The sequence below is a fragment of the Microcoleus sp. B13-B6 genome (assembly GCF_036705405.1).
Classification (GTDB): domain Bacteria; phylum Cyanobacteriota; class Cyanobacteriia; order Cyanobacteriales; family Microcoleaceae; genus Microcoleus.
Window position 1 is genome coordinate 1 of record NZ_JAUBUJ010000055.1, and the last position, 14,658, is coordinate 14,658.

At 45.5% G+C, this 14,658-nt stretch carries 12 protein-coding genes; 7 read left to right on the forward strand and 5 right to left on the reverse strand.

What is annotated here, in order from left to right:
- Positions 1-187: 187 nt before the first annotated feature.
- The 5 genes from QUB35_RS22545 to QUB35_RS22565 all read right to left on the reverse strand — a co-directional run bounded on the left by QUB35_RS22545 (position 188) and on the right by QUB35_RS22565 (position 3,908).
- Positions 188-379, reverse strand: a complete 192-nt coding sequence (locus QUB35_RS22545) for a UBP-type zinc finger domain-containing protein (protein WP_333143959.1) — start codon at positions 377-379, stop codon at positions 188-190.
- Positions 380-499: 120 nt separating this feature from the next.
- Entirely contained in the window at positions 500-1,078 is a 579-nt protein-coding gene (locus tag QUB35_RS22550) for an antibiotic biosynthesis monooxygenase (protein ID WP_333099894.1), read from the reverse strand.
- Between the two features lie 69 nt (positions 1,079-1,147).
- A complete protein-coding gene (locus QUB35_RS22555) occupies positions 1,148-2,704 on the reverse strand; it encodes an iron uptake porin (RefSeq protein WP_333143960.1) in 1,557 nt (518 codons plus the stop codon).
- 167 nt (positions 2,705-2,871) lie between these two features.
- Positions 2,872-3,534 (reverse strand): isochorismate family cysteine hydrolase YcaC, encoded by a 663-nt coding sequence (gene ycaC / locus QUB35_RS22560; RefSeq protein ID WP_333093232.1) that lies wholly within the window; start codon positions 3,532-3,534, stop codon positions 2,872-2,874.
- A 236-nt stretch (positions 3,535-3,770) separates the two neighbouring features.
- Positions 3,771-3,908, reverse strand: a complete 138-nt coding sequence (locus QUB35_RS22565) for a hypothetical protein (protein WP_333143961.1) — start codon at positions 3,906-3,908, stop codon at positions 3,771-3,773.
- A 176-nt stretch (positions 3,909-4,084) separates the two neighbouring features.
- Between QUB35_RS22565 and QUB35_RS22570 the strand changes: the two genes are divergently transcribed.
- From QUB35_RS22570 to QUB35_RS22600, 7 genes are all read left to right on the forward strand, one after another.
- Positions 4,085-4,327 carry a hypothetical protein gene (locus QUB35_RS22570; RefSeq protein ID WP_333143962.1) on the forward strand — a complete coding sequence of 81 codons (243 nt, stop codon included), beginning with the start codon at positions 4,085-4,087 and terminating at the stop codon, positions 4,325-4,327.
- 115 nt (positions 4,328-4,442) lie between these two features.
- Positions 4,443-11,531, forward strand: coding sequence for a PAS domain S-box protein (locus QUB35_RS22575; RefSeq protein ID WP_333143963.1), 7,089 nt, complete (start codon positions 4,443-4,445; stop codon positions 11,529-11,531).
- 12 nt (positions 11,532-11,543) lie between these two features.
- Positions 11,544-12,173 carry a response regulator transcription factor gene (locus QUB35_RS22580; RefSeq protein WP_333099890.1) on the forward strand — a complete coding sequence of 210 codons (630 nt, stop codon included), beginning with the start codon at positions 11,544-11,546 and terminating at the stop codon, positions 12,171-12,173.
- A 218-nt stretch (positions 12,174-12,391) separates the two neighbouring features.
- Positions 12,392-12,949 carry a DsbA family protein gene (locus QUB35_RS22585; protein ID WP_333143964.1) on the forward strand — a complete coding sequence of 186 codons (558 nt, stop codon included), beginning with the start codon at positions 12,392-12,394 and terminating at the stop codon, positions 12,947-12,949.
- Positions 12,950-13,152: 203 nt separating this feature from the next.
- The gene (locus QUB35_RS22590) at positions 13,153-13,335 is read left to right on the forward strand and encodes a hypothetical protein (protein ID WP_333099888.1); all 183 of its coding nucleotides are present in this window, start codon (positions 13,153-13,155) and stop codon (positions 13,333-13,335) included.
- Positions 13,332-14,087: an SDR family oxidoreductase gene (locus tag QUB35_RS22595; protein WP_333143965.1), complete on the forward strand. Its 756-nt coding sequence runs from the start codon at positions 13,332-13,334 to the stop codon at positions 14,085-14,087. Before QUB35_RS22590 ends, QUB35_RS22595 begins: the two co-directional genes overlap by 4 nt.
- A gap of 89 nt (positions 14,088-14,176) precedes the next feature.
- Positions 14,177-14,533: an AraC family transcriptional regulator gene (locus QUB35_RS22600; RefSeq protein ID WP_333099886.1), complete on the forward strand. Its 357-nt coding sequence runs from the start codon at positions 14,177-14,179 to the stop codon at positions 14,531-14,533.
- Positions 14,534-14,658 lie beyond the last annotated feature (125 nt).

Genomic DNA, 14,658 nt, shown 5'->3' on the forward strand with positions numbered 1-14,658 from the left:
TTTCACGGCGCAAAAGTGAGACATACAACTCCATGCTAACTATTTTTCTCTATCCTTTACAAAATAGCACGACCCAAGGTGGCATAGGTCTCTTGCCATGCGTCCAGGGGTAAACTCGGCCAAATATCTGTTAGGGCAGGCTGATTTGACATCATGATTTCCTCGCGAGTAGAAAAGGGGCGCGTGATCAATAGTTCTTCTGTTGTTCGTCGGTAAAACACCACAGCCATTGTTCTCCCAATTCGGCTGAACTAATCACCGCATGTCCACTTTCTTCGTAATGGCGGCGAGCGTGTTGATTTTTAGACGAGTCGCAGCACAGCATTTTGCCGCAGGTTTGACAAATTCTCAAGTGAACCCAGGGATCGCCAACTCGCATGCATTCCTCACAGCGGAATACCGGGTAATTGGCTTTTGAAATCATATTCTCCAGCGTCAGTTCGTTCAGGTGTTGACAAGACATGGAAGATTCCTGTGAATGTGCAAGATATGTACTTGCTCAAATGGGATACAGCCATTTGCGAAAGAGTTGAGTGAGGCGCGGCATAATCACGTAGGTCAGCAGGGCAACCGTTAGACCTGTAACCAACAAGGTTCTGAGCAATACCGGAAGCCCAACCAGGAGCGGTACTAGCAAACGGTTGAGAATAGATATCGTAAAAAATACTCCCAGCCATGTCACGATCGCCATTTTGTAGCGCGGAGGTGGAGCCTTCATGGGTTTGTTAGGAAGCGTAAACCAGGTTTCCAGACCCGTTAGAGTTTGAATGGTTTCAGGCTTTTCAATCAAGGGCTGCAACCGCTCCAGCCATTCCTGCCGCACACTGGATTCCAGCCAGGTTTTGAGGTTGTCGTAATGATCAAATCTGAGAATTGCCACATATTCAGGATGAGTGTGGTCACAGGGTCGGATCACGCTGACTCCTAAGTGTCCCTTAAATTGGTGAGCAGCCGTCGCAATTCCGTGCAACCATTCCTCATAACCTTGTTCACGTCCTGGTCTCACGATATGAGAAATCACGGCGGTGACTAGATAGTTTTCTTGACTGGTATTGCTCGCCAATGGTTCTTCCAACATAGAATTTAACAGTCCGGGAAATTGGATGGTTAAAACAGAAAAACAGCTCTTACCGTGCCTGTATAGACTCTAAAACTGAAACGTCGTCCGAATAATGCCAACAAAAATCGTGTCATTATTGCTGTTGTGTTCAGGGTTGGTAATGACGATTACACCAGGAGTGATTGAGAGATGGTCGTTCATTTGAAACCGGTAGAAAGTTTCAAAGTGCAATGAGGTGCTACGATCGCTTACTCCAAACTGATTGCTGATCACTCTAGGCGGTTGTCCAAAAACAAAGCCTAATAAGTTTCCTTCCTTACCCAAATCTGGAAATCCAAAATTAACTGCGTAGTAAAAAATCTCAGCAGTAGGAGCATTGGAGAGGTCTTGCGCCGATGCCCGGAGATATCCTATCCATCCTCCCAATCTGAAAGCAGGGTTAACAAGCCAGGAAGCCGTAAGACTATAGCTATCCCCAACAATGCTGGTACTGTTTCCATTAAAGGGATCATTGGTAATGGCACTACTGGTACCAATATCAATTGAATTCAAAGAACGAGCATAGGTTAAGCCCAAACTTAAGGATTCTGTGGGTTTGAGTGTCAGTTGTGCTAAGGCAGAGTAAGAACCATCAAATAATCCAGATCCCGCAGTCGGGTTGTTGGCGTTACTAGCAAGATAAACCAGTGTCAAATTGATGGCTGAGTTAAAGTTATGGTTGATACCAACACCTGTCCCACCTGTTTCTTCACGATAGATAGGGCTACGCACCCCAAATGCGGAAATCGAACCTCTGCCATCACTTCCCAATAGAGGGTTAATCGTATCAACCACATCAAACAAAGTGCCCTGGGCGATCGCAGTCACCCTAGTATCTGACCCGATGGGAAATTGATAATAAAGTTGATTGAGAATGAACTGATTGTCTGTATTACCATCAAAACTTAGGCGAGCCATATTGGTTCCTGTGGCTGCTCTAAAGTTTGGAATATTACCAGCCTGAAATCGAATTCTCAGTAAATCTTGCCCCGTAAAACTGGTGTCCGAGATCAACCGCGCACGACCGCTAAAAATGATAGTGTCACCGATCTCACCCCTAGAACCAGGTGTTTCTCCTGGTGGTACAGCTCTATCACTGCCAAATGCACCGCTCACAGCAAAAACGACCTCTCCAGTCAATTTTGTTGTAGGGGAGAATTGCTGAGACTCTAATCGAGTTGTGCGGGTTTCTAAGGAATCTACCTGTCTACGCAATGTTGAGAGTTCTGATGCAAATTCCGCTTGAAGTCTTTGTAGTGTTTGTAGATTTTCTCTTTCCGCCAGATCTACTGTTGCACTGGCTAGTAGCTGATCTAGCCGATCTAGACAAGCATTTAGCCCAGCAGCAAACTCATAACGAGTAATGGCTCGATTGCCCTGAAATAGTTGATTTGGATAACCAACCATACAGTCGTAGCGATCTACTAAGGCTTGTAATGCTGCAAATGCCCAATCGGTCGGTTGCACATCAGCCAGTAGATTCACAGAGGGGACTTGACCTTGCAAGGTATCCTGGGCAATGGCAGACTCAACCAGGGATGGGTAAATCAGAGAGCCTCCAAAGATCAGACACGATGAGAGAATCGACTGAAAGAGAAGTTTCATTGAGAATCAATCCCCTCGAAACACCGGATTACTTGGTAATTTTGGCAGCAACCACCTTGGCTAGGATCGATCAATGGCAATCGATCCTAGCCATTCACGAAATCATCAAGTATCGTTGCAATATTGCAAATGAAGTTGATCACTTGGCAATGACAACACCCACTCAGTTACACAGGAGTCATCAGGCGCTCACGACTGGCAGAGCCAGCACTTGATGTTGCCACATAGCTAGTCATCAGGTTTTTGTAGTCAGGAATAAACCCTGCAAGGAGATTACCTAGCCCTTCAATATCGTTACGCCAGTCACGGTGCAATTCACCTACAACACTAAACCAATTGACCAACTGAACTCCAGCACGAGACATCCGATCCCACGCTGCATCGCGACAGGCTTCATCGAAGGTGCCAGAGGCATCAGTAACCACAAAAACGTCATACCCTGCCTCTAATGCCGAAAGCGCACAAAACGTAACACAGACATCAGTGACAATGCCAGCAATGATCAATTGCTTCTTACCGGTTGCTTCTACGGCTTTAACGAATTCCTCATTGTCCCAAGCGTTAATCTGTCCGGGGCGCGGAATAAAAGGAGCATCGGGAAACTTCTCCTTCAGTTCAGGCATAATGACTCCATTGGGACCATCCTCAAAGCTAGTGGTCAAAACAGTAGGCAGGTTGAAAAACTTGGCTATACTTGCTAGCGCCAACACATTATTTTTGAAGTCGGCAGCACCAATATCACGCACAAGCGAGAACAGTCCAGTTTGGTGATCCACCAGTAAAACAGCAGCATTATTCTTGTCTAGACGATTGTACTTGAATGTAGACATTAGGTAATTCTCCTATTGGAGCGATTGGTGAATGAGGAATTGCAGAATGAAATCAAAAGCTAAACATCTCTGCTTGTGCTTTTAAGTGAAACGTCTGTTTACCCTCAAGGGTTGATGACGTAAGCGATCGCGCCATGAACTGAGTCTGCAAGACAACGCCAAATTTCATCACTTAAGCTCCGCAAGTTAAGCACAGAGTTAAGATTTTCGCGTCGCGTGCCCAAAGGGCATTCGCTTCACTGTGCGATTGCTCCTAATGCTTTCAACGTAGCTGCTTGAGCGTGCGTTAATCCAGTTGCACCTTGAATATTTATGCCTTCAAGCATGGAACCGTGCAATTTACTTGCTCGATCCATTTGCATGACTGTTTGCATAAATTCAATATAGGTGGTCGCCTTCAAGCTGTCGCCTATAGCAAGTTAAATTTTTTACAGTACAAATTGATAGATTAACCATGCCATCGCGGAGTAGAAGGCTAGCTCTAACTTAAGTTAGAATCCGAATTTGATCGAAAGTACATTCATACAACCGATCGACCATCAATGTCTGAATGCAAAATCCGGTAGCGATGTCCCACACCTTTGATGCGGGCGATGACCTGTTTGCCCCCCGGATGAAGCGGTTGTCACTACGAGCTATTGCCGTGAACCGACGACGACAGACCCTGGCTGCCTCAACGCTTCAGCAATACGGCTCTCGATTCCGAGGTAGCCTGTGGAAGATATTGAATGTATCTCTGCCTTCCAGGCTATTTCCCATGCCCTTGCCTCACACCAGTCTGATTGGCTACTGAGTTGAGCAATTACAAGTCAAGATATAAAGATCCACACAAGGAGCTTTATATTCTGGAGTTTGGCAAGCGATATACTTTGGGAAACGGATGACAGTCTTTCGCCGGGGGGCGTTCAATGATTACCCTGCCTGGAGTTACTATTCACAGCAAAATCTATGAGAGCTTAGCTTCTTTGGTGTATCGGGGTATCAGAGAGCAAGATAACTGTGCAGTGATTGCCAAAGTTCTCAAGCAGGATTATCCCTCTCCTCAGGATTTAACTCGCTATCGGCAAGAGTATGAAATTACTCGCTTTCTCAACATTGAAGGCGTAGTCAAGGCATACAGCCAGCAAGACTACCAGCGCACGCTGGTTATTCTTTTGGAAGACCTTGGTGGAGAGTCTTTAGAATGCTGGATGCGGCAACAATTAGACTTCTGTCCCATGCCGCTGTCGGTTTTTTTGAATATGGCGATCGCCATTACTGATACTCTAGGCAAAATCCATGCGGCTCATGTCATCCATAAAGATATTAATCCTGGCAACATTGTCTTTAATCCGAGGACTGGCGTTGTCAAAATCATTGATTTTGGCATTGCCACTCGCTTCAGTCGCACCAATCCGACATTCAAAAGTCTCCATCTTCTAGAAGGAACCCCCGCCTATTTGTCGCCAGAGCAAACCGGACGAATGAACCGGATGCTCGACTATCGCACCGACTTTTATTCACTGGGTGCAACCTTCTACGAACTGTTGACGGGACAATTACCGTTTCCCACTAAAGATCTCCTAGAGCTAGTCCACAGCCACATTGCCAGACCGCCGACTCCCCCGCATGAATTGAATGCAACAATTCCCCAACCTGTTTCAGATCTTATTTTGAAACTGATGGCAAAGAATGCGGAGGATCGCTATCAAAGTGCTTGGGGCATCAAAGCAGATTTAGAACGCTGTGCCCAGCAACTGGCAGAAGTGGGTTTAATTGAACCTGTGCCATTGGGTCTACAAGATGTTTCTGAACAATTTTGCATTCCTCAAAAACTGTATGGGCGAGAAGCGAAGATTGCAGCATTATTGGCGGCGTTCGACAGAGTGGCAGGGAATGAGGGAGTAGGGGAATGGGGAAGTGGGGGAGCAGAAGAAAACATTACCCTACCACCGCATCGTGAAATGATGCTGGTCTCCGGTTATGCTGGCATCGGCAAAACGGCATTGGTGCAGGAACTCCATAAACCGATCACAGCAAACCAAGGCTATTTTATCTCTGGCAAATTTGACCAATTTGGGCGCAACATTCCCTACAGCGCCATTGTGAATGCCCTGCAAAAGTTAGTGCAGCAACTCTTGAGCGAACCGGATGAGCAGGTGGAAGTGTGGCGATCGCGCCTGCTCACTGCTCTGGGCAGCAACGGACAAATCATCATTGATGTCATCCCCGAAGTTGAGTTAATCATTGGCAAGCAGTCGCCTATACCCGAAGTTGGAGCAACTGAGGCACAGAATCGCTTCAATCTCACGTTTCAAAGATTTGTGCGGGCGTTTTGTGCAAAAGAGCATCCCCTAGTCATTTTCTTAGACGATCTACAGTGGATCGATTCTGCGACTTTGAAGTTAATCGAACTCATCTTACTTGATGAGCAAATCCAGTATCTGTTTTTGATCGGAGCCTACCGAGATAACGAACTGACTCCAACGCATCCGTTGGTCTTAACGCTAGAGAGCATGCGAAACCAGGGAGCAGTACTTCAGGAAATCATCCTGACCCCTTTAACCCTGGAACCGTTGAGTCAACTGATAGCTGAGACATTACATCACAATCCTGATATCGTTCGCGCCCTAGCCCAAGCTGTGTCACGTAAAACCGAGGGCAACCCTTTCTTTGTCGGTGAATTTTTGAAAATGCTGTATGGCGAACATCTGTTGACTTTCGATGCACAAAAGTTGAGCTGGCAGTGGGACCTAGCTGAGATTGAAGCTCAAGATATCACTGATAATGTGGTGGAGTTGCTGCTGCATCAGTTGCAGAAATTGCCGGAAGCAACACAGCAAGTTCTCTCCATAGCTGCCTGTGTTGGGTCTGAGTTTGATTTAGAAACGTTGGCGATCGTTTGCGAAAAATCACCGAAAGCAATTTTCCAGGATCTACTAGCAGCAATACAAGCGGGATTAATTCAACCTCTATCTGAATTGGACGAAGATTTGTTAGTTCAAGAGTATAAGTTTTCGCACGATCGCGTTCAGCAAGCGGCTTATGCTTTGATTGATGAATCGCAGAAACAGGTTGTTCATCTCCAAATCGGTCGCAATTTGCTCGAAAAAACTTCACCAGAGCAACGATCCGATCGGTTGTTTGAAATCATCGATCATCTCAATCAAGGACTTGAGCTAGTCACTGCTCAATCAGAACGAACTGAAATTGCCAGATTTAATTTAATGGCAGGTCAGAAAGCAAAGGCATCAACGGCTTATGAAGCAGCTTTTAAGTATTTCACTACAGGGTTTCACCTCCTCAATTCAGAGAGTTGGCAGAGTGAGTATGACCTTACCTTAGCGCTGTACTCAGAAGCAGCAGAAGCGGCGTATCTCCAGGGTCACTTTGATGAGATGGAACAGTTGGTAGAAGTGGTACTTGATCGTGGCAAAACAGTGGTTGACAAAGTGCAGGCTTACGATAGCAGAATTCAAGGATATTTGTCACAGGGCAACCTGAAAGAAGTACTAAAAACTGGATTGGAAGCGTTAAAGCTATTGGGAATAGATTTAATAGAAAATCCAAGTCAGGCAGATATTCAAAGGGAATTGGAGTCAACGGCTGCACTACTTGCTGAACGAGAAATCGAAGACTTGATCAATTTACCAGAGATGACTGCACCAGAACCACTGGCAGCTATGTCAATCCTAGCGAATATGGGGTCTGCTGTATTTATAACGTTACCAGCACTGTGGATACTGATTGTATGTAAGAGGGTAAATCTGTCAGTTAACTACGGTAGTAATACCTGGTCACCACATAGTTATGTTGCTTACGGATCTGTTCTATGTGGAGTTGTTCAAGACATTGAACTCGGTTATAAATTTGGACAACTGGCTCTCAGCCTGGCAGAACGATTGCATAGCAAAAAAGGAAACTCGAAAACATTAATGTTTTCGAGTTTCCATATCCTGCACTGGAAGGTGCATCTTAGGATATCAATAACATTTCTGGTTGATGCTTATAAAAATGCGGTGGAAACCGGAGACTTTGAATCTGCTGGTTATACTGCATATTTCGTGTGCCATAACTCATTTTTTGCTGGAGAGAAACTTACCCAACTAGAACAAAAAACAGCAACTTACAGCAAAGCGATCAACCAAATCAGACGGGAAAGCCCCTCGAATTGGCTTGCAATATTGTGGCAGACCATTCTTAATTTGCTAAATAGGTCTGAGAATCCCAGCCGCTTAGTTGGTCGGGTGTGTAATGAAGAGCAGGCGTTACCACACGCTATTGCAGTTAAAGATGGAAGTGCAATTAAAATACTCCATTTATACAAAGTTATATTATGTTATCTATTTGGAGAATATCATCAAGCAGTACAAATTGCTATTTTAGCAAGGCCACATTTTGAAGAGGTGACAGCAATAACGATTTTACCTGTATTCTGCTTCTATCATTCTCTGGCGCTTTTGAGCCTATCGCTCGATGCTGCAAACTCTGAAAAATCAGCTTGGCTAAACTCTGTTAATACTAACCAAGAAAAGATGCAGAAATGGGCAGAACATGCCCCAATAAATTATCTACATAAATTTTATCTAGTCGAGGCAGAGAAAGCGCGAGTCTTAGGCCAATTTCTTGAGGCTGAAGAGTTTTATGAACGGGCGATCGCAGGTGCTGCTGAAAATGAGTATATCCAGGAAGAAGCACTCGCGTATGAATTAGCGGCTAAACATTATCTGGCGCGAGGTCGGTCAAAAATTGCTCAAACCTATATGAAAGAGGCGCACTATTGTTACGATCGCTGGGGCGCGATCGCTAAAGTTAAAAACTTAGAAAAACGCTATCCACAGTTCTTTCCTAAATCGTCTAGAGCCGCTTCCACATCAATTCCTATTACTGCTGAAACTATCTCTAATCCCTTCCATACCGCTTTCGATTTAGCAGCAGTGATGAAAGCTTCACAGGCGATTTCTCGTGAAATTGAACTGAAGCAATTGCTGCGATTACTGATGCAAACTTTAATTGAGAATGCTGGCGCACAAACCGGATATCTGATTTTAGAAAACTCAGGAAAATGGTTAATCGAAGCGGCTTGTGAACTCAATGCCGATGAAAATGCTTGTGCGACTCAGGTGTTACAGTCTATTCCAATTGCCGAACAATTGCCAGAATCAATCATTCAATATGTGATTCGGACTCTGAAGCCTGTCACCTTAAATGATGCGACTCGTGAAGGTGCTTTTATTAATGAGCCATATATTCAACAGAACCAGCCTCAATCTGTTTTCTGTTTACCGCTGCTAAATCAAGCCAAGCTGGTCGGTGTATTGTATTTAGAAAATCAGTTAGCAACTGGAGTATTTACACCAGAGCGATCGCAGGTCTTGCAGCTATTATCGACTCAAGCAGCGATCGCCATCGAAAATGCCAACCTTTACTCAGAACTGCAGGCTAAGGAAAGCAAGATCACCCAGTTCCTCGAAGCGATTCCAGTGGGAATTGCGATCGTGGATGCGACGGGTTGCCCTTACTATGCCAACCAATGCGGCAATCAACTCATAGGCAAAGAAACTGATACTTCCATAGCACCGGAGCAGCTCTCAGAGGCTTATCAGCTTTATGTAGCGGGAACGGATCAAATCTATCCAGCGGAGAGCTTGCCTATTGTGCGGGCATTAAGGGGCGAACGCATCAGGACTGAAGATATAGAAATTCGTCGAGATCATGTCACAATTCTAATTGAGGCACGGGGAACACCAGTTTTTGATCAACAGGGCAATATCGCTTATGCGATCGCTACCTTTCAGGATATTACAGAACGCAAACAAGCCGAGAAACTCCTAGCCGACTACAACTGCACTTTAGAGCAACAGGTCGCAGAACGAACGGCTGCGTTACAACAAAGTGAGGCCAATTACCGTAACCTGATTCAAACTGCGAATTCAATCATCCTTCGCACGGATAGGGAAGGACGAATTCGATACATGAATGACTATGGACTGAGCTTTTTTGGTTATGAGGAAGATCAGATTTTAGGGCGTACCCTACTGGAAACAATCGTTCCAGAAACCGAAATATCTGGACGTGATCTCAAGCAGTTTGTTCACAATCTGTTTCACAATCTTGAAGCTTCCTTACCTCAAGCTTACTTGCAAACCGAGAATGAAAACCTTTGTCGAGACGGTAGACGGGTTTGGATTGCCTGGTCGAATCAAGCCATCTTCAATGACCAGGGAGATGTCGTTGAAATCTTATCGGTGGGCAATGACACCACCCAGCGCAGACAAGCAGAAGAGGCATTACAACGCAGTGAAGCTAAGTTCCGCAATATTTTTGAAAACTCACAGGTTGGCATCTTCCGCACCCGCCTCTCGGATGGATTACTTCTCGATGCCAATCAACGCTATGCCAATCTGCTTGGCTTTGATTCATCAGAGGAGATGATTGGGCTTGAACACGCCACAGACTACTATGTAAATCCTAGCGATCGCCAACAATTCCTTGAGGTGCTGAAGCGGGAGCGGGAAGTGCGAAGCTATGAAGCACAGGGGCGAAAACTAGATGGGACAGTGTTTTGGGGACTTTTCTCTGCTTATCTGAATGCAGACGATGACTACATTGAAGGGGTGATTGCGGATATTAGCGATCGCAAGCAAGCAGAAGCCGCTCTACAAACGAGTGAAGAACGACTACGCTTAGCATTAACCGCTTCAAATCAAGGACTCTACGATTTCGATTTAAAGACTGAAGAAAGAATTGTTAACCCGGAATACGCTTTAATGCTGGGCTACGATCCAGCAACATTCCACGAAACCATTCCTGAATGGATTGCTCGTTTGCATCCTGATGACAGAGAATCAGTTGTCGCAACCTACCGTGCTTGTATTACTGGAGAAATCCCCAACTTTCAAGTAGAGTATCGCCTTCGTACCCAGGATGGTCAGTGGAAATGGATTCGTTCTGTCGGCAAAATTGTTACCTGGAATGAATCCGGTGAACCCATCCGAGCGTTGGGAGTTGTTACGGATATCAACGATCGCAAGCAAGCAGAAGCAGCATTGCAAGCCTCTGAAGCAGAACTGCGGGCGCTCTTTTCAGCCATTCCCGATCCGCTGTTTGTACTGACTGCGGAAGGGCGATTCCTTGAAATCATCGTACAGGAGCCAAATCTGCTATGGCAACCCATTGAGGAGATGATTGGTAAAACCATGCATCAACTCGGAAAGGAACAAGCCGATGAATTTCTAAGTTATATTCAGCAGGTGCTGAGAACCCAACAAACCCTCACAGTCGAGTACAGTGCGTTTCTAAATGGACGAGAAGCCTGGTTTTCGGCTCGCATTGCACCAATCGACCACGATCAGGTGATTTGGCTAGCGCGAGATATTACGGCGCTGAAGCAAGCAGAAGAAGCCTCGATTCTGGAAGAGCGCAACCGCATGGCACGCGAAATTCACGACACACTCGCTCAGTCGTTTACAGGTATTCTGGCTCAGGTAGGTGCTGCAAACCAGGTGCTAACGGATGATTTAGAAGCAGCTCAGGCACACCTAGACCTGATTAAAGAATTGGCGCGAACTGGACTGACTGAAGCGCGGCGATCGGTCGTGGCGCTCCGTCCTCAGCTTTTGGAGGAGGGCAGTTTACAGAGCGCTCTCCATCGTCTCATCGCTCAAATCAGAACTGCCGCAATGGATGTCACTCTATATTATGAGATTGAGGGTGCAGTGTATTCTCTACCCACTGAAGTCGAGAATAACTTACTACGGATTGGGCAGGAAGCATTAACTAATGCGATTAGATACGCCAATGCTGACGAAATTCGAGTGGAGCTAGTCTACGATCGCGATCAGTTTTGCTTGCGCGTGAGAGACAATGGACAGGGCTTTGGAGTTGGCAGTATTTCAGCCTCTGAGGGTTTTGGCTTACTCGGCATGAGCGAACGGGCTGAGCGCATCGGCGCACAACTCACGATTAGGAGTCAACCTGGACAAGGAACAGAAATTATTGTCACCGTCAACCTTTGAGTGAGCATTACAATGAGCCAAGCTACGACCATTCGGGTTCTGATTGCGGACGATCACGCCATTTTTCGGCAAGGATTAGCCACGATTATTAACCGTGACCCAGATATGCAGGTGATTGCACAAGCTGAAAATGGGGAACAGGCGATCGCCTTATTTCGGGAACACCAACCAGATGTAACGCTAATGGATCTGCGAATGCCTGAAGTGGAAGGAGTTGCCGCCATTGGTGCAATTTGTGCGAGCGTTAAATCTGCTCGGATTATTGTACTGACCACGTATGATAGTGACGAAGATATTTATCGGGGATTGCAGGCAGGCGCAAAAGGATACCTGCTGAAAGAAACTGAACCTGACGAGCTTCTGAATGCGATTCGCACCGTTCATCGGGGTCAGAAGTATATTCCGCCTGATGTGGGAGCAAAGTTAGTACAGCGCCTCAGCAATCCAGAACTGAGTGAAAGAGAATTAGAAGTACTTCGCTCGCTGGCACAGGGAATGAGTAATGCGGATATTGCGGCAGCTTTGAGTATTGGTGAAGGCACGGTTAAATCTCATGTCAATCGGATTTTGAATAAGTTGGATGTGAGCGATCGCACTCAAGCGGTGATTGTTGCTGTTAAGCGCGGCATTGTCAGTTTGTAGGGTGTACTTTCGATCGAGTCGAGAGTCTAACTTAAGTTAGAGTCGGCCTTCTACTTTGCGATGGAACGATTACTCTATCAATTTCTACTGTCAAACTTTTAACTCACTATAGACGACAGGTTGAAAGCGACCACCTATATTGAATTTATGCAAACAGTCATGCAAATGGATCGAGCAAGTAAATTGCATGGTTCTATGCTTGATGCAGATGTAAAAACATGAGCGACGATCGTAGCCACAGGTCTTTACTTGTACCACCTTCAACTCAAGATTGGATTCAAGGTATTCTGAGTGCCAAGGTAGTGCTGGTGATGTACGGAGATTATCAATGCCCTAGAAGTGCGGACGTTTACAAGCTGATTAAAGCGATCAAACGAGAGCTTAGTGCTGCTTTTGGAGAAGATTATTTATGCTTCATCTTCCGTCATTTTCCACAAACACAGATTCATCCCCATGCTCAACGGGCAGCCGAAGCCGCCGAAGCCGCCGCCGCCCAAGGAAAGTTTTGGTTAATGAGCGATACCTTATTTGACCATCAACAAAGGTTGGAGAACGGTTATATTGTCGAGTACGCCAATGATTTAGGGCTTGACATTCCTCAATTTCTCAAAGAGTTGTCTAAACAAGTGCATGTCGATCGCATCAACGAAGATATCGAAGGCGGAATAGAGAGTGGAGTAACGACTGCCCCAGCCCTGTTTATCAATGGAATTCGGTATACCGAGCGCTGGAACACGACGGAGTTGATGGCTGCCATGATTGCTGCAAGTCATTAAGTTCCCCGATCTTTGCTCCCAATTCATATCTGACTTGTCTGTAAGTGCTGTAAGTTATCTAATTTTGATGGCTAGGATTTTGCCTGTTTCAATGAACAAAATTGCCATTTTTTGAACCATGACAACAGTTACCATGCCAACAACTGAATTCCTGGGTATTGATTTAGTCAATTACAAATCAGTATTTAATTGAGGATAGTTCTATGACGCATTCACTAGTACAAGGCAAGAATAATCCTGGGCATGAAGGTAAACCTCAGACTGGTTCTCTTCGCGACTCTTCAGTTAACCATGCCCTGATTGCGATCGCGCAAGAAGTCACTGAGTTGCTGAGACAAACTTACCTGAGACAAACCGATGAAATTAAAACAGGAGAAACAGAATGATACTGCAAGATAAAGTGGCGTTAGTCACTGGAGGCACATCCGGAATTGGCAGAGCAACAGCGATCGCTTATGCCAAACAACAGGCAAAGGTGGTAGTAGTGGGTCGTCGAATGGATGAAGGTGAAAAAATAGTTCGATTGATTCAGGAAGCTGGCGGAGAGGCTATTTTTGTGCAAGCAGATGTCACGAAAGAAGCCGATGTTAAAGCAATGGTTGATAAAGTAGTTGACGTTTTTGGTCGGTTAGATATTGCCTTTAATAATGCAGGAACTATCGGCGAAAATCATTCATTGATTGAGCAAACAGAAGTGGAATACGATCGCACGATGAACGTCAATGTCAAAGGCGTTTGGTTGTCAATGAAACATGAAATTACTCAGATGTTGAAACAGGGAAGTGGTGCGATCGTCAATATGGCATCTGCAAATGGAGTCGTTGCATTTCCTACCTTCCCCCTCTACACCGCGAGTAAAAGCGCGGTAATCGGTTTAACAAAAGCTGCTGCGCTCCAATATGCCAAAGCGGGTATTCGCATCAATGTCGTTGCACCAGCGGTAATCGAAACAGATATGTTTGAAGCAGCGACAGGTGGGCAGGATGAAGTCAAAGCTTACATGGCAGGACTTCACCCGATCGGACGGATTGGAACACCGCTTGAAGTTGCAAATGCAATCTTGTTTTTATCATCTGACATGGCATCGTTCATAACAGGTGAAACGTTGATGGTAGATGGTGGCTATGTAGCACAGTAGTCGATCGGCAATGCAAAATATTGCAGTGATCGAATGCGCGATGGCTAGCTTTTGCCTGTTTTGTTGAGCAAATTGCCAATCTTTGAACCATGCTAACAATTACAACGCCAACCCTTGAAGCCAAGCGCAAAGGCTTAACGCACATCCGATTACAGCAAGTGCTCGGCTATATTCGTACTCACCTTGATCGAGATTTGTCACTGACTGAGCTTGCAGAAGTGATTAATATTAGCCCGACTTACTTTGCGAGTTTGTTTAAGCAAACAATGGGAATTTCTCCACGTCAGTACGTGATTCAACAGCGTGTGGAACAGGCAAAGTTGATGCTATCGAAAACCGATTTGGCGATCGCAGACATTGCCCTACAAGTAGGCTTCTCCAGTCAAAGCCATTTGACGCAGCACATCAAGCGATTCACGGGAAAGACCCCCAAGCAGATTCGTTAGCACCATAAAAATCTGAAAATTTGCCCTAAGAATCTGAAAGAAATCGAGCCTTGGAATTCATTACATTGAAGTTAAGTTAGGCAAGAATCTGAAGCAGCAACAGAATTAAGATTGTATCTTCGTCC